Annotated in this window: 19 protein-coding genes; 3 read left to right on the top strand and 16 right to left on the bottom strand. The window is 67.1% G+C overall.

Annotated features, from left to right (window positions below):
• Nucleotides 1–7: 7 nt before the first annotated feature.
• The 6 genes from HWX55_RS01155 to HWX55_RS01130 form a co-directional block, all read right to left on the bottom strand.
• Nucleotides 8–430, bottom strand: a complete 423-nt coding sequence (locus HWX55_RS01155; protein WP_089489619.1) for a DcrB-related protein — start codon at nucleotides 428–430, stop codon at nucleotides 8–10.
• A 21-nt stretch (nucleotides 431–451) separates the two neighbouring features.
• Nucleotides 452–2572 carry a type VI secretion system tip protein TssI/VgrG gene (tssI, locus tag HWX55_RS01150; RefSeq protein WP_175973291.1) on the bottom strand — a complete coding sequence of 707 codons (2121 nt, stop codon included), beginning with the start codon at nucleotides 2570–2572 and terminating at the stop codon, nucleotides 452–454.
• A 133-nt stretch (nucleotides 2573–2705) separates the two neighbouring features.
• Nucleotides 2706–4580, bottom strand: coding sequence for a type VI secretion system baseplate subunit TssF (gene tssF / locus HWX55_RS01145; protein ID WP_175973288.1), 1875 nt, complete (start codon nucleotides 4578–4580; stop codon nucleotides 2706–2708).
• A gap of 277 nt (nucleotides 4581–4857) precedes the next feature.
• Nucleotides 4858–5367 carry an OmpA family protein gene (locus tag HWX55_RS01140; protein WP_175973286.1) on the bottom strand — a complete coding sequence of 170 codons (510 nt, stop codon included), beginning with the start codon at nucleotides 5365–5367 and terminating at the stop codon, nucleotides 4858–4860.
• Nucleotides 5368–5453: 86 nt separating this feature from the next.
• Entirely contained in the window at nucleotides 5454–6722 is a 1269-nt protein-coding gene (locus tag HWX55_RS01135; protein WP_175973285.1) for a diguanylate cyclase, read from the bottom strand.
• The gene (locus HWX55_RS01130) at nucleotides 6719–7426 is read right to left on the bottom strand and encodes a YfiR family protein (RefSeq protein ID WP_175973542.1); all 708 of its coding nucleotides are present in this window, start codon (nucleotides 7424–7426) and stop codon (nucleotides 6719–6721) included. The genes HWX55_RS01135 and HWX55_RS01130 overlap by 4 nt, the downstream gene beginning before the upstream one ends.
• Before the next feature lie 679 nt (nucleotides 7427–8105).
• On the opposite strand from HWX55_RS01130, the gene HWX55_RS01125 reads away from it, so the two are divergent.
• Nucleotides 8106–9347, top strand: a complete 1242-nt coding sequence (locus HWX55_RS01125; protein WP_175973283.1) for an FAD-binding oxidoreductase — start codon at nucleotides 8106–8108, stop codon at nucleotides 9345–9347.
• 52 nt (nucleotides 9348–9399) lie between these two features.
• On the opposite strand, the gene HWX55_RS01120 is transcribed toward HWX55_RS01125, so the two are convergent.
• The 10 genes from HWX55_RS01120 to HWX55_RS01075 form a co-directional block, all read right to left on the bottom strand.
• A complete protein-coding gene (locus HWX55_RS01120) occupies nucleotides 9400–10545 on the bottom strand; it encodes an alpha-hydroxy acid oxidase (RefSeq protein WP_175973281.1) in 1146 nt (381 codons plus the stop codon).
• Between the two features lie 171 nt (nucleotides 10546–10716).
• On the bottom strand, nucleotides 10717–11484 hold the full coding sequence (locus tag HWX55_RS01115; RefSeq protein ID WP_175973280.1) for a FadR/GntR family transcriptional regulator: 768 nt from the start codon (nucleotides 11482–11484) through the stop codon (nucleotides 10717–10719).
• A 68-nt stretch (nucleotides 11485–11552) separates the two neighbouring features.
• Nucleotides 11553–12443: an amidohydrolase family protein gene (locus HWX55_RS01110; RefSeq protein ID WP_175973540.1), complete on the bottom strand. Its 891-nt coding sequence runs from the start codon at nucleotides 12441–12443 to the stop codon at nucleotides 11553–11555.
• Nucleotides 12444–12507: 64 nt separating this feature from the next.
• Nucleotides 12508–13449, bottom strand: coding sequence for an ABC transporter substrate-binding protein (locus tag HWX55_RS01105; protein ID WP_175973278.1), 942 nt, complete (start codon nucleotides 13447–13449; stop codon nucleotides 12508–12510).
• 83 nt (nucleotides 13450–13532) lie between these two features.
• Complete coding sequence (locus tag HWX55_RS01100; protein WP_175973276.1) at nucleotides 13533–14570, bottom strand: ABC transporter permease; 1038 nt, start codon at nucleotides 14568–14570, stop codon at nucleotides 13533–13535.
• 27 nt (nucleotides 14571–14597) lie between these two features.
• Entirely contained in the window at nucleotides 14598–16136 is a 1539-nt protein-coding gene (locus HWX55_RS01095) for a sugar ABC transporter ATP-binding protein (protein WP_175973274.1), read from the bottom strand.
• Between the two features lie 12 nt (nucleotides 16137–16148).
• Nucleotides 16149–16925 (bottom strand): SDR family oxidoreductase, encoded by a 777-nt coding sequence (locus HWX55_RS01090; protein WP_175973272.1) that lies wholly within the window; start codon nucleotides 16923–16925, stop codon nucleotides 16149–16151.
• 88 nt (nucleotides 16926–17013) lie between these two features.
• Complete coding sequence (locus HWX55_RS01085; RefSeq protein ID WP_175973270.1) at nucleotides 17014–18291, bottom strand: L-fuconate dehydratase; 1278 nt, start codon at nucleotides 18289–18291, stop codon at nucleotides 17014–17016.
• Nucleotides 18292–18314: 23 nt separating this feature from the next.
• The gene (locus HWX55_RS01080; RefSeq protein WP_089470377.1) at nucleotides 18315–19157 is read right to left on the bottom strand and encodes an ureidoglycolate lyase; all 843 of its coding nucleotides are present in this window, start codon (nucleotides 19155–19157) and stop codon (nucleotides 18315–18317) included.
• A gap of 57 nt (nucleotides 19158–19214) precedes the next feature.
• The gene (locus tag HWX55_RS01075; RefSeq protein ID WP_175973268.1) at nucleotides 19215–19979 is read right to left on the bottom strand and encodes an SDR family oxidoreductase; all 765 of its coding nucleotides are present in this window, start codon (nucleotides 19977–19979) and stop codon (nucleotides 19215–19217) included.
• A gap of 664 nt (nucleotides 19980–20643) precedes the next feature.
• Here HWX55_RS01075 and HWX55_RS01070 point away from each other — a divergent pair.
• Nucleotides 20644–20934 carry a DUF3331 domain-containing protein gene (locus HWX55_RS01070; protein ID WP_006484717.1) on the top strand — a complete coding sequence of 97 codons (291 nt, stop codon included), beginning with the start codon at nucleotides 20644–20646 and terminating at the stop codon, nucleotides 20932–20934.
• A gap of 152 nt (nucleotides 20935–21086) precedes the next feature.
• A complete protein-coding gene (locus tag HWX55_RS01065) occupies nucleotides 21087–22073 on the top strand; it encodes an oxidoreductase (protein ID WP_089489788.1) in 987 nt (328 codons plus the stop codon).
• Nucleotides 22074–22234: the final 161 nt, after the last annotated feature.

The following is a 22234-nucleotide window of genomic DNA, read 5'->3' as shown; positions in this document are numbered from 1 at the left end:
TGCCGCCTCAGATCGGATCGCGCAACTGAAGGCTTTGAATCACCGCCCGGATTTGGTCGCGCTGTGTGTCACTCAGCGTACCGGGCGCGGTGAAGGTGAGCATCAGCACGACCTGCCCGTATTCCACCATCGTCAGCCGCTGGTGAATGGGCGCCTGGTTGTTCGCCCAAGTAAACTCATGCACGTGCGCAGCACGCCCGGATACCGTGGCGTCCTCATTTGCCACCTCGGCGTAATCTGGAACCTGCTTCGCCACCTTCCGGATTTCGCTTGTCACATATTCGGCGAACTTCATGCCCCACGGCAGGCGCTCGCGCGTAATCACGAAGCTCACGCCTTCCGTGCCTGTCGCTGCCGACACAAATACGTTCATCGTTTTATCCTGCCACTCCACGGGCAGCGCCAACGTGCCTTCCTGCATCTGGTACATGCTTTGTTATCCTTATTGGGGTTAGCCGTTCTTCGGGTTGATGTCGGTCCGAGCAGCCTGGATGTTGATGTTGCTGTCATCCAGGTGGATCACCGAATCGCCCTTATAGATGTCGATCGAGTCGGCAGTCATGTGAATCCGCGTACCGCCATCGCCACCGATCTTGATCCAGAGTTCCTTGGCTTCCAGGGTGTGCACGCCCTGCGGAGTCTGATGCAGCGTATTGCCCTGCACTACAACGTCCGACAGGTTGCCCACTGCGATAGCCGTCGTATGGTTGCCCTTGCCGACCTCGACGGTCCGGTCGCCTTTGAGAACTTGAGTCCACTGCGCGTCCTCGACAACGGTATGCATGTCCTTCTGTGCATGCATGTAAAGCATCTGTGCACCATTGACGTCGCTCATCAGCAACTCGTTCGACCCCTGCCCCTTGTGCGTCTGGCTCTTGATCCCCATCGTCTGCCCGGCCGCGCCGTGATACGGGTTGCCCTGCTCGCCGTTGAACACGCGGCCGACGATCACCGGGTTATCCGGATCGCCCTGATTGAACGCCACCAGCACTTCCTGCTTGATCCGCGGAATCGCGGCCGCGCCCCAGCCATCGCCCGCCCACGGTTGCGACACGCGCACCCACATCGAATCGGAGCCGTCCTTCTTGCCGCGCCGGTCCCACGGAAAATGCACCTTCACCGCACTGCCGTTCGTATAGATTTCCTCGCCCTTCGGCCCGACGACGATCGCCGACTGCGTGCCGTGAATCACCGGCTTCGGCGTCGCGCGCGGCGCACGGTACGGAATCTTCTTCGGCAGCAGCGCAAAGCTGTTTCGGTACGGCAGCTTCGCGCTGTGCTGCGTATAGTCGTTCACCGCCTCGTGACGCACGTGCAGGATCACGTACTCCTGGTTGTTTTCGAGGACCGGATGATTCGCGACGGCCACGGCACCGGCCGTCGTCATGCGCCACGCATAGCCGCCGCCGGTATAGCGATGGGCTTGCGCCTCCTCGGCCTCCATCGCGAAACGGGCGTAGCGGTTGCCGTCGTCACCGTGGTCGTACAGCGACTGGTGCTCGAACCGCTCGGTCGCATCGAGCCGCGCATGCTTGAGGTTCTGCGGACCGGCCTCCACCAGCATCAGCGGCGACGACGGATTCTGGTGATTGAAGTCGCGGAACGTGACCTTGCCGACGCCGAAACGCCGGCCTTCGTGCAACTGGTCGATGCCGCTGTCCTCGCTCGCCTCGGTCGCGGCGAACGGCACGGTGGCGAGCCCGTCGATCGGGCGAAACAGCAGGTTCGTGTCGCCGATCACGAGAAAGTGCTTGTCCTTCTCGTAGCGATGCGTCCACACGAGCCCCTCCTGCTCCATCAGCCGCGCGCAGAAGTTGTAGTAGCTCTCCTGGTACATCACGACGTACTCGAGCGGCTTCTGGCTCGTCCGGATGTCGAACGTGAAATCGGAAAAACCGTGTTCCTGGAAGATCTCGGTGAGGATGTCCTGCGCGGTCTTGTTCTGGAAGATCCGGCAATCGGTCGAGCGCGTGAGGAACCAGAACCACGGCACGGCCGTCAGGTGGTATTGCGTGACGTTGCCGGGGTTGCCGGCCCGGTCGAACGACGCGACGTAGCCGTCGAAGTAGCGGTCGTTGTCGCCGGCGCCCGACGCCACGACGCGTTCGAGCGTCGACAAACGCGCCTGCTGGTCGAAGCGGATCTTGACCTGCTGGCCGATCAGATCCTCCGGGCGCAGGTCGTGGCGATGCGACAGCAGGTCGAGGTGGATTTCCGGCAACCGGTTCACGTACTCGTCGACGACGGCCGCGCTGACCAGCAGCACATCCGGGCCGAGCGGCGTATCGAGCGTCACGTAGCGGTTGAGCTGGGTCAGGCGCGCGGGGTTCGCGGCGCCGTTGATCGCTTCGGCGATGGCGCCGGGCGTCTTCTCCATCAGCGAGAAGCCGGTCTGCGCGAGTTGCAGCGCGCGCTGGACGGTGTCGACGTGCCCGGCCAGGCCGGCGAGCGGCCCGAGGCTGCCGGCCACACTCGACGCCACCGGGCCGGCGAGACCCCCGAGCGCGCTCAACGAGCCGAGCGCACTGCCGCCCAATCCACTGGGAATACCCCCGTTCGGAGCGAAACTCATTCTTGTTCCTTGCGTGTGATCTCAGGTTCCATCGGCCGGCTCGCCGGTCCGCGGCTTCGATAATGTAGGGTAAAACCCGAGCGCTTGAAAGACGTCCGCAAACGTTTTCGTTCGAGCCCTGAAAAGCGAGAAACTAAACCAGCGGCTGGGTACCCGGACGCGGCGTCCCACGCCGAAGCAGCGCGCCGGTAGCGGCCGAAAACAGCACGACCTGCACGAAGCTCGTGACCGGCACGTATGGCGCGAACAACCGGTCCATCACCTGCGCGAATCCGCTCAGGCTGAACGCGGCGAAACGCTGCTCGTCGACGACCAGCCGCACCTCCAGCCCGTGCACGAATGCCGACGCCGGCTTGCCGGGCAGCCAGCACCGCACGCGCGCCGTCGACAGCGACACGAGCGCGTCGAAGCGCCGGCCGGCGTCGACGGAGTCCTCCGCACAGCGCGCGCATACCCGCCTGAGCTGGGTCAGGCCGCCCTTGTCCAGCCGGATCGCCTGCGGCACGAGGAGCGACAGCAGATCCCACAGCTCCCCATGGCGGAAAGCGGGTGGCCGGCTCGCGGTCGGCCGGTTCAGCAGCGAAATCGTTCCCACCGGGTCGCCGCTGGGCAACGCGAGCTCGCGCTCCCGCATCCCGGACAGATCGCCCTGCGTGCAGGACAGCCGGATTTCCAGCTTGCGATGGCCGGGATCGGCGGGTCGTCCGTCCTGGTCGACCAGTTCCAGTTCGACACCGCGGAGCGACTCGGCTGTCTCGGCCGGCGTCGGGGTCGTGTCCGCCTCCTTGGACCGGGAATCAACAGGCTCCTTCGGTGCCCGGCGTGCCTCGTCGCGCAATACCGTCCAGAACAATCCGGAACGCATGCCCGTGCCATGCTGCAGCGACCGGAACGGTGCCAGCGTCGACGCGCCCGAGTCGGAAACATGACGCACGGTGTCGATCGACCAGATCGCCGTGCGCGATGCTCCCGCCTGCGCGAGCGCCTTCACCGCGTAATGGGCGCAGCCGGCGCGCGTCTCGATCGGCTGGGCGTCGTCCGAAAACAGGTTGACGACCGGCGCACAAAACAGCCGGACGTGGTCGGCCGTGGCGGCGGCCAGGCGTTGCGCGCGGTGCGAATCCGGATGCACGCCCGCGATCGCGAGGTGGAGCGCGACGCGACGGCTGCCGCCGGCGATTCGCTTGATCGCCCGCATGTCCAGGTCGACAAAATCGAAGCGATCCGGCACCGCGCAATACGTCATCAGCAAGTGGAGCGGCCAGAGCGCATCGTCCGGCCGCACGTCGAGCACCGCATCGGCAGGCTCGAAGCCGACGGCCGTGAACGTCGCGTCCGGCAGACGCTTCCATCGCGTTGAATCGCCCGCTTCGGCGAAGCTGCGGCCGGCAAGGAGCAACGCGGCATCGGCGAGCGCCGCGACGATTTCCCGCGCGCCGGTGAAATGCACGCGCAATGTGTCCGGCACGATGGCGAACGTCGCCTTCGGCGTCGTGAGTTCGAACGTGAAGGTCAGCAAACCGGTCGTTTCCGCGGGCAACGCGACGTCGCGCGGCGCGACAGACGATGTCGTGTAGCGCACCGACGACACCGTCAGCGGCACGACCGCGACGTCGTCGGCGATGCGGAATACTTCCTTGCCGACTGGCGCAATCAGCCGGTCGCCGCGTGGCACGACGCGCGGCGCGGTCAGTTCGCCGCTGCGGTCGCCCTCGAATTGCGCAATCGCGCATGAAGGGAACGGACGCAGGAAGACGCCGTGCAGCGTGTCGAGGAAACCGTGCGTGAACGCAGGCACGTCATCTTCGAGACGGATGTCGTGACACGCCGCCATCAACGCGAACGACTGCAACAGGCGTTCGACGTGCGGATCGTCCGAATGCTCGCCGGTGATCGCCAGCCGAGCGGCTATTTTGGGAAAGCGCTGAGCAAACGTCTGCATCGAATGGCGCAGCAGCGTCATCTCGCGTTCGAAGTGCGGCAGCAGATCCTTGGGTTCGATGGCCATACTCGTTCCGTCCGTCGCTGCATTCGCCTACGACGATGCAGCATTCATGAAAGCGGAACGATCTTATTCGGATAGGTCGCTTTATATTTCCAATGAATTGAACGGCCACCATGTTGGCGGCGACGAATTCGGTCGATGGCCATCCTGCTTTCCACGAACATCAAGGCTCGCCGCTTGCAAACTGTCACTCGGACATTTTCTCGCCAATGGTGGCGAACCGTTAAAACAGACAGCACAGCGTGCTCGTCGACGCGGCGGCCACACGCAACGCGTCGCCTCACCTCGGCGAAACCACGATCGCCGCCCGCCGATTCTGCGCTCGCCCTCCCGGCGTCTTGTTATCCCCTATCGGATCGCGCTTCCCTTTCCCGACGATCGCGATCCGCTTCGCATCGAGCCCCACGTCAACCAGCTCGACGGCAACGACTTCAGCCCGCCGCCTCGACAACTCGACGTCGTACTTCTCCGTCCCCTCGTTATCCGAATACCCATAGACCCGCACCCCGTTGATCCCCGCCGACTGCAACGTCCGCCCGATCCGCTCGACGATCCGCCTGACATCCGGCTTGAGGTTGTACCGGTCGAAATCGAACAGGATCGGCCCGGCCGCCCCGAACTCGAACCCCTGCCCAGTCTCCTGGAACCCGGCCGACTTCAGCGCCGTGACCTGCGTCTGCGTCAGCCCGCGATGAAGCGGCGGCGTCTGGCAGCCCCCCAGCAGCATGCACAGCAGCAGCGCACTCCCGACGCACGTCCGCCTCATGCTCACAGGAAACGAGTGGTTCATTTCGCATCCCCTTCCATCGCGCCCGCTCCGCAAGCGCTTCTTTTAACCGCCGCCGCGGCCTCGTCCGCGGCGCGAGTCGATCGACATCACACCGGCCCCGCAACGCTCTCCGCCAACTGCCACGATCCCGGCCGCGCGCGCTTGGCGCGGTACATCGCGATATCCGCCGCGCGCAGCAGGCCGCTCGCGTCCGACGCGTGATCGGGATACAGCGCAACGCCGGCACTCATCATGGTGGCCACCACGCGGCCGTCGGACAGCTCGATCGACGGCGCCATGCCGGACAAAATCTCGTCGGCGATCCGGCACACGCTGCCCGCCTCGGGCACCGCCGCCAGCATCACCGCAAATTCGTCGCCGCCCAGGCGCGCGACGAGATCGGTCTCACGCACGCGCGTGCGCAGCCGCGCCGCGATGCCGATCAGCACCGCGTCGCCGGCGTCGTGGCCGAGACAATCGTTGATCTCCTTGAAGCGGTCGCAGTCGAGATAGAGCACCGCGACCCGATGACCCGTCAACGTGGCATCGCACAGCGCAAGCGCGAGGCGCGATTCGAACTGCATGCGGTTGGGCAACCCGGTGAGCGCATCGTGCGTCGCCTTGTGCTCGAGCGACGCGTTCTCGTCGCGCAGCGTGTTCTGCCAGTCTTCGAATTCGTCGAGCAACGCGTTGAAGTCGTCGCCGAGCTGATTCAGTTCGGCGATCGCCGTCGGCTCGACGCGCCGCGCGAACGCCCGCTCGCGCCGCACCGCATGCGCGACACCCGCCAGCGCGCGCAACGGCGAAACGATGTTGCGCAGCAGGCGCTTCGAGCTCACATACGCGCCGAACACGCTGACGGCGAGGCAGCCGAGAATGCCGCCGATGCCGCCGAGCAGGAAGCCGAAGAACTGGTGCCCGCGCCCGCGCACGACGACGTGGCCGACGATGATGCCGTCATGCATCACCGGCGCGGTGACCGGCCCGGGCAGCGCCACGTCGGCGACGGCGCGCTCGAGCCGGGCGATCCCGTTTCCGGCCGGCAACTGCCACGTCGCGAACAGTTGTCCCTTGCTGTCGGTGACGACCACCTGCGCGACGTCCTCGTCGCCGGCGATCATCCCGATCGCCTCGTTCGCCGCGACGCGATCGCCGAACACGAGCGCCGCCTCGACCGTATAACCGAGCGAGCGCGCCAGCAGGTTCAGGTTGTTGCCGGCATACGCGCGCAACGCGATCACGGCGACGACGATCAACGACACCGCGGCCATCGTCACGGCGACGAACGCGAGCCGCAGATGCGCACGGCGCAGCACGCTTTGCAGCGTCGGGCGCGGCGGGCGCGAAGCGGGAACGGGGAGCGCGGAGCGTGTCATGGCGCCACCGGCCGTCGTGCGAGATTGAGGACGTTCGGATGCACGCGCACGCCGCTGCGCGCGACGGCATCGAGATTGATGTCGAAGGTGACGCGTTCACCTTCGACCGTGACGCAGAACATCGCGCCCGCGGTGCAGGACATATCGTGTTCGGCAATGGTCAGCACCGGGCGGCCGGACAACACGACCCTGACCCGTGCGCGCTCGTCGTTGCCGAGGGCGCCGAGATAGACGACGTCGCACGCGACACCGAGTGCGGGGTCGTCGAAGCGAACGCGCTGCACGTCGAGCACGGTCGAGCCGGCCTGCAGCGTGTCGGTGAGGCCGCCCGCGTAGTCGGGCCTGCCCGTCACGCACAGATGCAGGCGGACGGGCGTCGTCGGCCAGCGCGTGAAGCTGATGATGCCGAGCACCACCTGTCGCACGGCGGAGTCGTGTGACGAAAAGGCGGGACCCGTTGGACTGGCCGGCGTGGTGGTGGCGGCAACTTGCACCGCATCGATCGGGTGCTCGTCCATCACGGCAGGCGCACCGGCGACGACCGGTACGGCGCTCAGAACGCAAACGATTGCGGCAAACGCCTGACGGAACGTGGCGACTCGGCCCCGCCGGCCGGACGCCTTTCGCGCGGCGATGGCCGCCGCGCACGCTGGCGTCGATGCGACTGCGAGACTCGCAGCCGCCGCGCACACACTTGCATCCATGATGGAAACATCTGCCGCAGTCGTTCCCGGCCCTGCCTCCTGCCTGCCATGCGCGCGCAGGCACCGTATCACGCGCACGATTCCTTCCATCTTAGGTAAAAATTCGGATCACCAAGCAGTGGGGATCACCCGGGAAAACGTCGGAAAACAGGCGGATTCTGTGTGGCTGCACGATGAGGCGGACGGGCGCGTGGGCCGACGTCGATTCGATCTCGACGTCGGTGAATTGATCGGCGGATTGGCCGTCCGTGCGCGGCAAACTTCATATGGACTCGCGTGCGGCGCGATCGCGATACGCGCGGACCTGAACGCACGGCAGTCTCGCCTGACAAACCGCATCCCGAACATGCGTTCATGCGCGAGCATGCCGGCCGGCCCATCGCCCGCCGCTAACTAGACGCCGCAGGTCGCCCGACAGCGCTTCAGCTACGTCGCGGATGCGGATGCGGACGATTCGGTCATCACGTACTCCCGTAATGCCGGTACCTGCGCATTCCGCTGCCCGCAGCGTCAGGGCCCGCGGCAATCGTCGCGCACGGGCCAGCGACCGCGTATCGGCTGCGTGCGCCCTCTTGGTGCGGCGCGCCGCCGCGAGTATGCTTGCAGCTCGAACCCTCTTCAACCCGGGCGCGCGCACCGTACCGCGGGCAAGCGCCCCGCCAACCGTCACTCACCATCGATGGATTTCGACGTCATCGTTCTCGGCGCCGGCATCGTCGGCGTTTCCGCCGCGCTGCACCTGCAGGATCGTGGCCGCAAGGTCGCCCTCGTCGATCGCGGCGCGCCCGGCGAAGGCACGAGCTTCGGCAATGCCGGGCTGATCGAGCGCTCGTCGGTCGAACCGTATCCGTTCCCGCGCAGCCCGTTCACGCTGATGCGCTATGCGCTGAACCGCTCGACCGACCTCTACTGGCACAGCGCGTCGCTGCCCGCGTTCGCGCCGTGGCTCGCACGGTTCTGGTGGGAATCGGCGCCGCTGCGTCACGCGGCGGCGTCGCGCGACATGCTGCCGCTGATCGAACGCTGCATCGTCGAACACGATGCGCTGATCGCGCGCGCCGGCGCCGGCGAACTGGTCCGCGCGAGCGGCTGGCTCGAAGCGTTCCGCACGCCGGCCGCCTTCGAACGCGGCGTGGCCGACGCCAGCCTCACCGCGCGCCGCCACGGGCTCGGCATCACGCCGCTCGACGCGGCCGCGCTGCGCGCGCACGAACCGAGCCTCGCCCCGGGCTTCTGCGGCGCGCTGCACTGGCTCGACCCGAAAAGCGTCGTCGATCCGGCCGCGCTCGTCAAAGCGTATGCGCACCTGTTCGTGCAGGGCGGCGGCACGCTGCTGACCGGCGACGCCGCGAGCCTCGACGCGCTGTCGCCCGGCTGGCAGGTCCGGACCGACGACGGCCCGGCGGCCGCGCCGGCCGTCGTCGTCGCGCTCGGCCCGTGGTCCGACACGGTGTTCGGCAAGTTCGGCTACAAGATCCCGCTGCGCGAGAAGCGCGGCTATCACATGCACTACGCGCCGTCCGCGCGCGGCGTGCCGTCGGCGCCGATCGTCGATCGCGAATACGGCTACGTGATCGCGCCGATGCGGCGCGGGCTGCGGCTGACGACCGGCGTCGAGATCGCGCGCCGCGGGCTTCCGCCAACGGGTGTGCAACTCGAACGCGCGGAACGCGTCGCGCGGCCGGTGTTCGGGTTCGGCGAGCGGCTCGACCCGCATCCGTGGCTCGGCTTCCGCCCGTGCACGCCCGACATGCGCCCGGTGATCGGCCCCGCGCCCGCGCATCGCGGGCTGTGGTTCGCGTTCGGACACAACCATCACGGGCTGACGCTCGGCCCCGTCACCGGCCGCCTGCTGGCCGAGATGATGACCGGCGAAGCGCCGTTCACCGATCCGGCGCCGTATCGCGCGGATCGCTTCTGAGCGCGCGATACCGGCGCCGGCACGAAGGCTCGGCTGGCGCCGAAACCCGCCGTCAGCGAAAGCGCAGCTGATTCCGCCCGAGCTGCGCAACGGACGCGCAGCCCATTAGCCGCATGTCCCGTTCGATCTCCGTGCGCATCAGTTGCAGCGCACGTTCGACGCCGGGCTGCCCGGCGGCGGCGAGCGGAAACAGGTAATAACGCCCGAGCCCGACGGCCTTCGCGCCCAGTGCCAGCGCCTTCAGCACGTGCGAACCGCGCTGTACACCACCGTCCATCATCACGTCGATCCGGTCGCCCACCGCGTCGACCACCTCGGCAAGCTGGTCGAACGCGGCGCGCGAACCATCCAGTTGCCGTCCGCCGTGATTCGACAACACGATGCCGGTGCAACCGATGTCCACCGCCCGGCGCGCGTCGTCGACCGACATCACGCCTTTCAGGCAAAACTGCCCGTTCCACTCCCGCACCATCGCGGCGACGTCGTCCCATGACATCGACGGATCCAGCATGTCCGTGAAGTAGCGGCTGATCGACATCGCGCCGCCGCCCATGTCGACATGCCGGTCGAGTTGCGGCAAACGGAATCGCTCGTGGGTCAGGTAGTTGAACACCCAGGCCGGCTTCAACGCGAACTCGGTCATCCCCGCGAGCGTCAGCCGGAACGGAATCGAGAAGCCGGTGCGCTTGTCGCGCTCGCGATTGCCGCCGGTGATGCTGTCCACCGTCAGCATCATCACGTTCACGCCGGCTTCCCGCGAGCGGTTCATCATCTCGCGGTTGAGACCGCGGTCCTTGTGGAAATAGAACTGGTACACCTGCGGGCCCGCGCTGATCGCACGGGCCTCTTCGAGGCTCACGGTGCCGAGCGACGACACGCCGAACATCGTGTCGAATTTCGCGGCCGCGGCGGCGACGGCGCGCTCGCCGTCGTGATGAAACAGGCGTTGCAGCGCGGTCGGCGAACAGTAAACCGGCATGCCGAGCCTTTGCCCCATGACCGTCACCGACAGATCGACATCGCGCACGCCACGCAGCACGTCCGGCACCAGATCGCAGCTTTCGAACGCGCTCGTGTTGCGTCGATACGTGGTTTCATCGTCGGCCGCACCGTCGATGTAATTGAAGATCGGTCCCGGCAATCGCCGTCGCGCCAGCTCGCGGAAATCGTGGAAATTGTGGCAATCGTTCACGCGCATTCGTCACACTCCATTCGGCGCACGAGCGGCATGCCGGTGGGCCGGCACGCATCGCGGCGTTCGTTCTATGGCGACGGCCGGGTCATCACCCCGTACGAGGCCGCGTCGGCACCGGGGTGGGTACGCATCGCGGACACCGCTGCCGACCATACAGGAAATCGATTCACACGCTCAATCGAGCGCGCGGCCGAAAATGCGGATCACTTCGTCGAGATGCTCAGCCATCGCACGGCGCGCGGCGTCCGGGTCGCGCGCGCGGATCGCATCGAGGATCGCGCGATGTTCGCGCTCCGACCGGTGCGGCATGTCGTTCGGCATGTACAGCGACTGCAGCCGCTGGAACATCAGGTCGTACTTGTGCGCAAGCAGTTGCTTGATCATCAGCGCATACGCGGCGTTGTCGCTCGCTTCCGCGATGCGGATATGGAACAGCCGGTCGCCCGGGTGCGTGAGCGAGCCGCTGCGGTTGTCGTCCTGGTTGCGCAGGAACGCTTCGTGGATCCCTTCGATCTGCGCGTCCGAGCCGTGCTTCGCGGCCAGCGCCGCGGCTTCCGGCTCGATCAGCCGGCGCGCCTGCAGCAGCGCGAACGGCGGGATTTCGGTGTCGAGATCGAGCGCGATGCCGAGCTCGGGATCGATCTCCACGATCGAGAACGGCGCGACCGTCGCGCCCGGGGCCGATGCGGGTTCGGGCGCGGCGGCCGTCTCGGGATGGCGCACCTTCACGCCGTCGCCGACGCGCACGCTGACGAGCCCGTTCACTTCGAGCGCGATCAGCGCCTCGCGCACCGACGTGCGCGACACGCCGAACCGTTCGGCGAGTTCGCGCTCGGGCGGCAGATAGCTGCCCGGCGGGAAATCGCCGGACTCGATCATCGCACTGAGCTTGTCGGCGATCTGCTGGTAGAGGCGGCGGTTCTGAATCGGCTGGATGGACATACGTTGACGCTGGTAATCGGTTTCGTTCCGGACGGTCCGATGCATCGCATCGACCGTTCGCGCCTATTTTATATGCCGCGCTTCACATCGCCCGGCACCGCGTAGCAGCGCGCGGCCGTGCCGCCCCACAACGCCGCGCGTTCGGCCGCCGACAGCCGCGCTTCGGCCCAGCGTTCGACGAGCGACGCGACCTCGTCATACGACGCCGCGAGCAGGCACACGGGCCAGTCCGACCCGAACATCAGCCGCTGCGGGCCGAACGCGTCGAGCGCCGCGTCGAGACACTGCTCGATATGCCGGATGTCCTGCGCGCGCAGCCCGCGCCGCCAGTCGGCTTCGGTCACGAGCCCCGACAGCTTGCACGCGACGTGCGGCAGCGCGCCGAGTTCACGCAGCGACGCGCGCCAGCGCGCGAGCGCCGTGTCGTCGCGTGCGAACTCGGTGAGCGCGGGCTTGCCGACGTGATCGAGCACGAGCCAGTGCGCATCGTGCCGCGCGCAGAACGCACGCACGTCGGGCAACTGGCGCTCGTACACGAGCACGTCGTACACATAGCCGTTCGCCTGCAGCCACGCGACGCCGCGATTGAAGCCGGGATCGGCGACGAACGCGCCGACGTCGGCTTCGTCCTGCACCTGATGACGGAAACCGCGCAGCTTCGGGCTGCGCCACTCGGCAACGCGGTCGGCCAGCGCCGGCGCACCGAGATCCTCCCAGCCGACCACCGCCGCGATGCGTGCGTCGTCGCGCGCCAGATCGAGCAGGAACGCCGTCTCGTCGCGCCCGGCGCGCGCCTGCACCGCGATCGACGCGCCGAGCGCCTGCGCATGCATCTGCGGCCACAGTGCGTCGGGCAGGTAGTCGCGCGCGAGCACGCCCATCCCAGGGCCGATCCACGGATAGTCGGTCGCGCGATAACGCCAGAAGTGCTGATGCGAATCGATACGCGCTGCGCCCATGATGCCCTCGTGTTCGATCACCGCGGCGGTGGCGGTCATCGCCGCCGCCGCCCATCCGCCACGTTCAGTCGTACAACACCGCCGCGATCTTCGGATCGTCGATATTGGTCTTGTCGTACCAGTAGAACCCGGTATCGATCACCTTCGGCAGCTTCTCGCCCTTGATCGCCTTCACCGCCGCCTCGACCGTCTTGTAGCCGATCCCGATCGGGTTCTGCGTGATCGCGCCGGCCATCAGCCCGCTGCGGATCGCGTCCTTCTGCTGCTTGCCGGAATCGTAGCCGACGATCACGACCTTGCGCTTCATCTCGCGCACGCCGTTGACCACGCCGATCGCCGACCCCTCGTTGGTGCCGAACAGCCCCTTGAGCTTCGGATACGCCTGCACGATCGACTTCGTCACTTCGGTCGACTTCAGCTGATCGCCTTCGCCGTACTGCACGGTCACGACCTGCACCTTCGGGTGCGCGGACTTCATCCGGTCGAGGAAGCCGTCGCGGCGGTCGATGCCGGTGCGGCTCGTCTGGTCGTGCGCGACCACCGCCACCTGCCCTTCGTCGCCGATCAGCGTGGCGAGCTTGTCGGCGGCGAGCGCGGCGGCCGCCTTGTTGTTGGTCGCGGCCGTCGTCACCGGAATGTCGCTGTCCACGCCCGAGTCGAACGCGATCACCGGGATCTTCTCGGCCTGCGCTTTCTTCAGCAGCGGCAGCGCGGCCTTGCTGTCGAGCGCCGCGAAGCCGAGCGCGGCCGGCTTCTTCGCGATCGCGGCCGACAGCATGTCGATCTGCTTGTCGACCATCGCCTCGGTTTCGGGCCCTTCGAACGTCACCTTCACCTTGTAGTCCTTCGCGGCCTGCGTCGCGCCCGATTTCACGGCCTGCCAGAACTGATGCTGGAAGCCCTTCGAGATCAGCGGGATGTAGGTTTCCTGCGCATGCGCGCCAGCCGTGACGCCGACGGCGAACGTCAGCCCGACGATCGCGTTCAACACCTTGCTCCTGATCACTTCGCGTCTCCTTTTTTCGTATCGAATGAAATGCCGGCCGAAACCGGCGGTGAAGCGCATGCCTGCACGTCCACGCGTCAACGTCAGCGGCGACGCCGGCGCAGGATATCCACGTAGACGGCGAGGATGATGATCACGCCCGTCACGACCGTCTGCCATTCCTGCGCGACCGACATGATGCGCAGGCCGTTGGTCAGCACGCTCATGATGAATGCGCCGATGATGGTGCCGACGATGCTGCCCGCGCCGCCCGACAGCGACGTGCCGCCGATCACGACGGCCGCGATCGCATCGAGCTCGTAGCCCTGCCCGAGCGCCGGCTGCGCCGAGTTCAGCCGCGACGCGATCAGCAGCCCGGCGATCCCGCACACCGCGCCGCTGAACGTGTAGACCGCGATCTTCCACGCATCGACGTTCACGCCGGACAGCCTGAGCGCCTCCTCGTTGCTGCCGAGCGCGAACGTGTAGCGGCCGAAGATCGTGCGGTTCAGTACGATCGACGCGCCGATCGCGACGAGGAACAGGATCAGCACCGCGTTCGGAATCGGCAGCGCGGGAATCAGGTTGCCGATCAGCGAATCCTGCGCGATCGACGTGAAGCCCGGCGTGTCGTTGAAGTAGATCGGCCGCGTGCCCGAGATCACGAGCGACAGCCCCTTGAGCAGCATCATCATGCCAAGCGTCGCGATGAACGGCGGCACCTTCATCTTCGCGATCACGAAGCCCGACACGCAGCCGGACAGCGCACCGAAGCACAACGCGGCCAGGATCCCGAGCGGCAGCGGCATGCCCCATTTCGTCAGCACGACGCCGGCCATCACCGCGCAGAACGTCATCAGCGTGCCAACCGACAGATCGATGCCGGACGTGATGATCACGTACGTGCAGGCGACGGCCAGCACGCCGTTCACGGCGGTGGCCTGCAGGATCGACACGAGGTTGTCGACGTCGAGGAAGTTCGACGACGCGAAGCTGAAGAACGCGATCAGCAGCACGAGGCTCGCGAACGCGAGCAGCTTCTGCCGCGCGGCCGGGTTGAAGAAGCGCGCTTTCAGGGTCGACGCGGCGGCCGGCGTGTCGCCGGTGGCAAGGGGCGGAACGGGATGCGTATCGTTGGACATGATCGTTGGGCGTCTGAATCGGGACAATCAGGACAACACGGTCGACTCGCGCTGCGTCGCGAGCTGCATGATCTTTTCCTGCGTGGCGTCGGCCGCGCGCAACTCGCCGGTCACGCGGCCTTCGCACATCACGAGAATCCGGTGGCTCATGCGCAGCACCTCGGGCAATTCCGACGAGATCATCACGATCGCCTTGCCGTCGGCGGCGAGCGCATCGAGCAGCTTGTAGATCTCGCTTTTCGCGCCGACGTCGATGCCGCGCGTCGGCTCGTCGAAGAACAGAATGTCGCAGTCGCGCAGCAGCCACTTCGCGATCACGATCTTCTGCTGGTTGCCGCCCGACAAGAGCCGCGCGGGCTGCGCGACCGACGGCGTGCGGATCGCGAGCTGGCGCACGTACGACTGCGCGGCGTCGCGCAGCGCGCGCGCATCGAGGAACAGGCCGCGGCGCACGAAGCGGCGCATGCTCGACAGCGCGATGTTGTTCTGCACGTCCATCCCGACCGCGAGCCCGAAGTGCTTGCGATCCTCGGACAGGTAGCCGATCCCGTATTTCACTGCGTCGGCCGGCGTGCGGATCGTCACGGCCCGGCCGTGCACGCGGATCTCGCCCGCATCGACCGGGTCCGCACCGAACACCGCGCGCGCGACCTCGGTGCGGCCCGCGCCCATCAGCCCGGCGAAGCCGAGGATCTCGCCGCGCCGCAGCGTGAAGCCGACGTCGCGGATCGCGCGGCCGCGCGACAGCCCGCGCACTTCGAGCGCAATCTCGTTCGCGGACGTATCGGGCGGCGTGCGGGTGTCCGCATCGAGCTGGCGGCCGACCATCATCGCGATGATCGTGTCCATCGACGTGCCCGCCATCGGCACGGTCGCGACGTACTTGCCGTCGCGCATCACGGTCACGCGATCGGCGATCTGGCACAGCTCGTCCATCTTGTGCGAGATGTAGACGATGCCGACGCCGTGCGCGCGCAGGTCGCCGATGATGCGGAACAGCTCGGCGATCTCCGCGTTGTTCAGCGCGGCGGTCGGCTCGTCCATGATCAGCACGCGCGAGTCGAACGACAGCGCCTTCGCGATCTCGACCATCTGCTGCTTCGCGACCGTCAGCCGGCCCACGAGCGTGCGCGGGTCGAGATCGAGCCGCATCCGCTGGAAGATCGCGGCAGCTTCCCGATTCAGCCGGTCTTCGTCGACGAACACGCCGAAGCGGCCGCGCGGCTCGCGACCGATGAAGATGTTCTGCGCGACGCTCAGGTGGTTCATCAGGTTCAGCTCCTGATGGACGATGCCGATGCCGAGCGCCTGCGCGGCACGCGGATCGGCGATCTCCACCGGGCGGCCGTCCATCCGGATCTCCCCCGCGTCGCGCGGGTAGACGCCCGCGAGAATCTTCATCAGCGTCGACTTGCCGGCGCCGTTCTCGCCCATCAGCGCATGCACTTCGCCCGCACGCAGGTCGAAACGGCAATCGTCGAGCGCCTGCACGCCCGGAAAGCGCTTGCCGATGCCGGTCAGCGCGATCAACGGCGGCGCGGTGTTCGGGTTCAGGTCGGGTTGCATGGAACGCGGCCCTCAGCTGATCGCACGATCGAGATGCGTATAGCCGCCGTCGACGAACAGCCACTGGCCCGTCGTGTGCGATGCCCGATCCGACAGCAGGAACACCGCCGTATCGGCGATCTCGTCGGCCGTCGTGAAGCGCTGACCAAGCGGCACCTTGCCGGCGATTTCCGCGACTTTCGCTTCCGGATCGTCGAAACCGGCGATCCAGTTCTGGTAGAGCGGCGTCATCACCTCGGCGGGAATCACCGCGTTCACGCGCACGCCGTCGTTACGCAAAGCGACCGCCCATTCGCGCGTCAGCGCGAGCTGCGCACCCTTCGACGCGCAATAGCCGCTCGTGTTGCCCTGCCCGGTCACGGCTGTCTTCGACGAGATGTTGACGATCGCGCCGCGCGTCGCCTTCAGGTGCGGCACGCAGTAGTGCGCCATCACGTAGTAATGGATCAGGTTGCGTTCGAGCGACGCGACGAACGCGTCGCGCCCCGCGTCGAGCCCGATGCTGTCGTTGATGCCCGCGTTGTTGACGAGGCCGTCGATGCGGCCGAAGCGTGCGATGGTTTGCGCGACCGCGCCGCGGCACTGCGCGTCATCCTGCAGTTCGACAGTGACGCACGCGGCGCGCGGCTGTTTCTGTGCAAGTGCACGCCAGAACGCATCGTCGGGCGCGTGGCGCGCGAACACCACGGGAATCGCGCCTTCGCCGGCCAGCCGCATCGAGATCGCGGCGCCGATGCCCGACGCGCCGCCGGTCACGATCACGACCTTGTCTTGCAGATTCAAATCCACTTCGCGTCTCCGTCGTTCATGTTGTCGCCGCGCACGGTGCGCACGACGCGCGCCACGCAAATGGCGCGCCGTCGTGCGTTGCCCTGCGTCAGCCGCGGAACCGGTACTGCTCCAGCGATTCGGGCTTCATCTCGATCGAGAAGCCGGGCGCCGTCGGCGGCATGTACGCCGCGCCGCGCACCACGCACGGTTCGACGAAATGCTCGTGCAGGTGATCGACGTATTCGGTCACGCGCCCTTCCTTCGTGCCGGAAATGCACACGTAGTCGATCATCGACAGGTGCTGCACGTATTCGCACAGCCCGACGCCGCCCGCATGCGGGCACACCGGCAGCCCGTACTTCGCGGCCATCAGCATCACCGCGAGAATCTCGTTCACGCCGCCGAGCCGGCACGCGTCGATCTGCACGACGTCGATCGCGCCGCGCGCGATGAACTGCTTGAACAGCACGCGGTTCTGGCACATCTCGCCGGTCGCGACCTGCACCGGCGCGATCGCCTCGCGGATCTTGCGATGCCCTTCGACGTCGTCGGGGCTCGTCGGCTCCTCGATGAACCACGGCCGCGCGAACGCGAGCGCGCGCACCCAGTCGATCGCCTCGTCGACTTCCCACACCTGGTTCGCGTCGATCATCAGCTTGCGGTCGGGGCCGATCACCTCGCGCGCGATCGTCACGCGGCGGATGTCGTCGGCGAGGTTCGCGCCGACTTTCAGCTTCACGTACTCGAAACCTTCTTCCACCGCCTCGCGGCACAGCCGGCGCAGCTTGTCGTCGCTGTAGCCGAGCCAGCCGGCCGACGTCGTGTAGCACGGGTAGCCGTCACGCTCGAGCGCGGCGATCCGCGCGGCCTTGCCGGGCGCCTGCCGGCGCAGCAGGTCGAGCGCTTCGTCCGGGCTCAGGCAGTCGGTCAGGTAGCGGAAGTCGATCGCCCGCACCAGCTCCTCCGGGCTCATGTCGGCAACGAGCCGCCACAGTGGCTTGCCGACGGCCTTCGCCCACAGGTCCCACACCGCGTTGACGACGGCGCCCGTCGCCAGGTGGATCGCGCCCTTGTCGGGGCCGATCCAGCGCAACTGGCTGTCCGACGTGACGTGCCGCCAGAAACGGCCCATGTCCTCGCGGATCCAGTCGAGGTCGAGGCCGACGACGAGGTGGCGCATCGCGTCGATCGCCGCGCAGCAGATTTCGTTGCCGCGCCCGATGGTGAACGTGAGCCCGTGACCTTCCAGCCCGTCGCGGTCGGTTTCGAGGATGACGTAGGCCGCCGAATAATCGGGGTCCGGATTCATCGCGTCGGAACCGTCGAGCTGGCGCGAGGTCGGAAAGCGCACGTCGAGGACGCGCATAGATCGAATGATAGGCATGACGAACCGTCCGTTGAAGGGAGTCAAGCCTGCACGGTGCGCTGGCGTTGCTCGCCGAGGCCGTCGATGCCGAGCGTGATGACCTGTCCGGCGCGCAGGTAGACCGGCGGCTTCTGCCCGAGGCCGACGCCCGGCGGCGTGCCGGTCGAGATCACGTCGCCCGGCTGCAGGCTCATGAAGCGGCTCAGGTAGCTGATCAGGTGCGGCACGCGGAACACCATCGTCGCGGTCGTGCCGTTCTGGTAGCGGTGGCCGTCCACTTCCAGCCACAGCCGCAGCGCGTGCGGGTCGGGCACTTCGTCGGCCGTCACGAGCCACGGGCCGATCGGGCCGAACGTGTCGTTGCCCTTGCCCTTGTCCCACGTGCCGCCGCGTTCGAGCTGGTATTCGCGCTCCGACACGTCGTTCACCACGCAGTAGCCGGCGACGTGCGACAACGCATCGGCTTCGTCGATATAGCGGCCGCCCTGGCCGATCACCACGCCGAGTTCGACTTCCCAGTCGGTCTTTTCCGAGCCGCGCGGGATTTCGACGTCGTCGTTCGGGCCCGAGATCGCACTCGTCCACTTGCCGAATACGACGGGCTCCTTCGGCACCTCCATTCCGGATTCGGCCGCGTGATCCGAATAATTGAGCCCGATGCAGATGAACTTGCCGACGCGGCCGACGCACGCGCCGAGCCGCGGCGTGCCTTCGACGAGCGGCAGCGACGACGGCGGAATGTCGCGCAGCCGCGCGAGCGACGCAGGGGTCAGTGCGTCGCCGGCGATATCGTCGATCACGCCGGACAGGTCGCGAATCTGGCCGTGCGCATCGAGCAGGCCCGGCTTTTCATGGTGTTTGTCGCCAAATCTCAGCAGTTTCATAGCGTTGTCTGAATGGAATCGGAAGGTAAACAGGAAGGCGCGGTCAGTTCGACACGGTCAGTTTGACCAGCCGCCATCGATCAGGTGAATCGTGCCGGTGGTGAACGACGCTTCGTCGGACGCCAGATAGAGCGCGAGCGCGGCCACTTCGTCCGCGCTGCCGATGCGGCCGATCGGCTGGCGCGCGACGAACGCCTGGCGCACCTCGTCGGCGGACACGTGGCGCGTGCGCGCCTGGTCGGCGATCCGCTGCGCCAGCGACGGCGATTCGATCGTGCCCGGGCAGATCGCATTGCAGCGGATGCCGCGCTCGACGAAATCGGCGGCCACCGCCTTGGTCAGCCCGATCACGGCCGCCTTGGTCGTGCCGTACACGAAGCGGTTCGGCACGCCCTTCACGCTCGACGCGGCCGACGCCATGTTGACGATCGACGCGCCGCCGGCTTCGAGCATCGCGGGCAGCAGCGCGCGGATCAGCCGGTACATCGACGTGACGTTCAGGTTCAGCGAGAACGCCCATGCGTCTTCGTCGCAATCGAGGATCGAGCCGTGATGCACGTAGCCCGCGCAGTTGAACAGCACGTCGAACGCGCGTTCGTTCGCGGCAAGCGTGGCGACGTCGTTCGCGTCGGTCACGTCGAGCCGCCGCGTGGCCAGCCGGCCGCCCGCGCGCTCGGCATCGGCTTCGAGCCGCACCAGCGCGGCTTCGTTGATGTCGGTCGCCAGGACGTCGGCGCCCTCGTTCGCGAACCGCAGCGCGGTCGCGCGGCCGATGCCCTGCCCGGCCGCCGTCACCAGCGCGCGTTTGCCCTGCAATCTCATGAGCTTCTCTCCGAAAAAGCCGGCCGCCAGTCGGCCGATTGGCACAAAGGACTAAAGGTCCAACCAATCATAGAAACGGATCGCGCGTTTGTCACGAAATTGGGATTCAGTATTTACCCGGGGCGGGTCAATCCGTGCGGCGCACGAGAATGCGGCGCGCAAGCGGCGTTGAAGTGCTGCCCCACTATCCGTTCAAACCCAATACCGCGTGCGCTCCAGCCGATTCTTCAGGCGCGTCCCGTACCGCGCACGGGCGAAACTGACAAAAAAGTCATGTTCGCGTCAGGGTGCCAACGGGTGCCGCACGCCATCATGGTGTTGCCGGACCGCGCTTCCGGTACATCGCCCCCGCCCGCTCCGGATCCCGAGCGGGCACCTCCGTCCCCCGGCGATGTATCCCGTGACTGGGCGAGCAGACACGGTGCGCGGGCCGATTTTCCGCCCCGGGCTTCTTGTCCGGGGCTTTTTGTCTTTGGTTTTCCAAGAAAATCAGCGTCGATTGTTTCTAAATCGGCAAAAGGTAATTCGAGCCGGACAGGATGTTTTTTCCGGTCACAGACGCTTACATTTAGCGCACCACTCATGGAAACCCCTACGGATTCGCCCTTGGGTAGTGACACCCACTGCCATGGCCGAACCCGCACGGGCTTTAGGAAACGGCAAAATGAAGGCCTCCAAATCCCTGCCTGCGCTCGATCCCGCCGACGTCCACGTCGAAATCCTCGAACGTTCCGATACGCTGCTCGTCGTCCGCTGGGTCGAACCCGGCCGCTGTCATTACGGCGAACAGCGCTGGCGCCGCCGCTTCGCGCAGCGCACCGGCACCTGCGCGCTGTCGCGTCAGGTCATCCACCGCGGCGACGAAGTATTCCGCCCGGCCGAGCGCCCGGCCCCCGCGAACGCCGCCGCCATGATCTCCGCCGCCGAAGTCCTCGCGCTGGCCGGCAGCAGGTAACACCCGCCGGGCTTGCGGCGCCACGCCCTGAGCCCCTAGAAGCGCCGGTCTAATTCCCCCGCTTGTCTGCTCCGTCCGCCCGCACTATCGTTACACCACTCAATGTAACGATTACGTGCGACGGCCGACCGGCCGCGCCGATGGAGGCAGACATGCATGCATGGAGCGCGCGCCACGTCCCGGCGCAAGGCGGCAAGGTCGCGGTCGTGACCGGCGCCAACAGCGGCCTCGGCTGGCATCTCGCGGAAACGCTGGCCGCGAAAGGCGCGACGGTCGTGATGGGCTGCCGCGACGGCGCACGCGGCGCGCAGGCCGCCAACGCGATCCGCCGGCTTCATCCTCATGCACGCGTCGAAGTCGATCCGCTCGACCTCGCCGATCTCGCATCGATTGCACGCTTCGCGGCCGACGTCGGCGAACGCCACGGCCGCGTCGACATCCTCTGCAACAACGCCGGCGTGATGTTCCTGCCGCTGCGGCACACGCGCGACGGCTTCGAGATGCAGTTCGGCACCAACCACCTCGGCCATTTCGCGCTGACCGGCCATCTGCTGCCGGCGCTGCGCGCCGCGCACCGGGCGCGCGTCGTCACGATGTCGAGCGGCTTCAACCGCGGTGGCCGGATTCGCGTGGACGACCTGCGCGCCGCGCAGCGCTACAACCGTTATCTCGCCTATTGCGACAGCAAGCTCGCGAACCTCGTGTTCGCGATCGAGTTGCAGCGCCGCTTCGCGCGCGCGGCGTTCGCCGGCATCAGCGTCGCCGCGCATCCCGGCTATGCGGCGACCAACCTGCAGTTCGCGGGCCCGGCGATGGACCGCTCGCCCGCCCGCGCCGCGCTGATGCGCGCCGCGAACCGTTATCTCGCGCAACCGGCCGACCAGGGCGCGCTGCCGGCGATTCATGCGGCGACGTCGCCCGATCTGGCCGGCGGCGCGTACATCGGCCCGTCCGGCTGGTTCGAATCGCGCGGGCTGCCGGCGCCGGCGAGCGTGCCGCGCGCGGCGCGCAGCGTCGCGGCGGCGGCGCTGCTGTGGGAAGCGTCGGAAGCCGCGACCGGCGTGCGCTTCCTCAGCGCCGGGGCACCCGCCGGCCGCTCGCCGGGCCGGCCGCTCGATACGGCGGCCGAAGCGCGCTGAGTCGTGCGCCGGCGATCGCAACATTCCTCATACTTATTACGCTGACCGAAAAGAAAGCCCGTTGAAAGACTGATGCGCCGCCGCACTGTTACCGGCCAGGAAACAATTTATCGTCAAAATCAGCGTTTACCCTCAGCACGCCGGTGACTAAGATTTGATCA

Source organism: Burkholderia sp. BCC1047, assembly GCF_902833155.1.
In the GTDB taxonomy this organism is placed as follows: domain Bacteria; phylum Pseudomonadota; class Gammaproteobacteria; order Burkholderiales; family Burkholderiaceae; genus Burkholderia; species Burkholderia sola.
This window is presented reverse-complemented; position numbering and strand designations above follow the sequence as displayed.

Excerpts from the sequence above, each read along its gene's own strand:
- HWX55_RS01100 (WP_175973276.1), bottom strand. The coding sequence starts at position 14,570 with ATGTCCAACGATACGCATCCCGTTCCGCCCCTTGCCACCGGCGACACG.
- HWX55_RS01095 (WP_175973274.1), bottom strand. The coding sequence starts at position 16,136 with ATGCAACCCGACCTGAACCCGAACACCGCGCCGCCGTTGATCGCGCTG.
- HWX55_RS01085 (WP_175973270.1), bottom strand. The coding sequence starts at position 18,291 with ATGCCTATCATTCGATCTATGCGCGTCCTCGACGTGCGCTTTCCGACC.
- HWX55_RS01140 (WP_175973286.1), bottom strand. The coding sequence starts at position 5,367 with ATGAACCACTCGTTTCCTGTGAGCATGAGGCGGACGTGCGTCGGGAGT.
- HWX55_RS01155 (WP_089489619.1), bottom strand. The coding sequence starts at position 430 with ATGTACCAGATGCAGGAAGGCACGTTGGCGCTGCCCGTGGAGTGGCAG.
- HWX55_RS01120 (WP_175973281.1), bottom strand. The coding sequence starts at position 10,545 with ATGCGCGTGAACGATTGCCACAATTTCCACGATTTCCGCGAGCTGGCG.
- HWX55_RS01075 (WP_175973268.1), bottom strand. The coding sequence starts at position 19,979 with ATGAGATTGCAGGGCAAACGCGCGCTGGTGACGGCGGCCGGGCAGGGC.
- HWX55_RS01110 (WP_175973540.1), bottom strand. The coding sequence starts at position 12,443 with ATGGGCGCAGCGCGTATCGATTCGCATCAGCACTTCTGGCGTTATCGC.
- HWX55_RS01130 (WP_175973542.1), bottom strand. The coding sequence starts at position 7,426 with ATGGATGCAAGTGTGTGCGCGGCGGCTGCGAGTCTCGCAGTCGCATCG.
- HWX55_RS01065 (WP_089489788.1), top strand. The coding sequence starts at position 21,087 with ATGCATGCATGGAGCGCGCGCCACGTCCCGGCGCAAGGCGGCAAGGTC.
- HWX55_RS01115 (WP_175973280.1), bottom strand. The coding sequence starts at position 11,484 with ATGTCCATCCAGCCGATTCAGAACCGCCGCCTCTACCAGCAGATCGCC.
- tssI (WP_175973291.1), bottom strand. The coding sequence starts at position 2,572 with ATGAGTTTCGCTCCGAACGGGGGTATTCCCAGTGGATTGGGCGGCAGT.
- HWX55_RS01135 (WP_175973285.1), bottom strand. The coding sequence starts at position 6,722 with ATGACACGCTCCGCGCTCCCCGTTCCCGCTTCGCGCCCGCCGCGCCCG.
- HWX55_RS01070 (WP_006484717.1), top strand. The coding sequence starts at position 20,644 with ATGAAGGCCTCCAAATCCCTGCCTGCGCTCGATCCCGCCGACGTCCAC.
- HWX55_RS01080 (WP_089470377.1), bottom strand. The coding sequence starts at position 19,157 with ATGAAACTGCTGAGATTTGGCGACAAACACCATGAAAAGCCGGGCCTG.
- HWX55_RS01125 (WP_175973283.1), top strand. The coding sequence starts at position 8,106 with ATGGATTTCGACGTCATCGTTCTCGGCGCCGGCATCGTCGGCGTTTCC.
- tssF (WP_175973288.1), bottom strand. The coding sequence starts at position 4,580 with ATGGCCATCGAACCCAAGGATCTGCTGCCGCACTTCGAACGCGAGATG.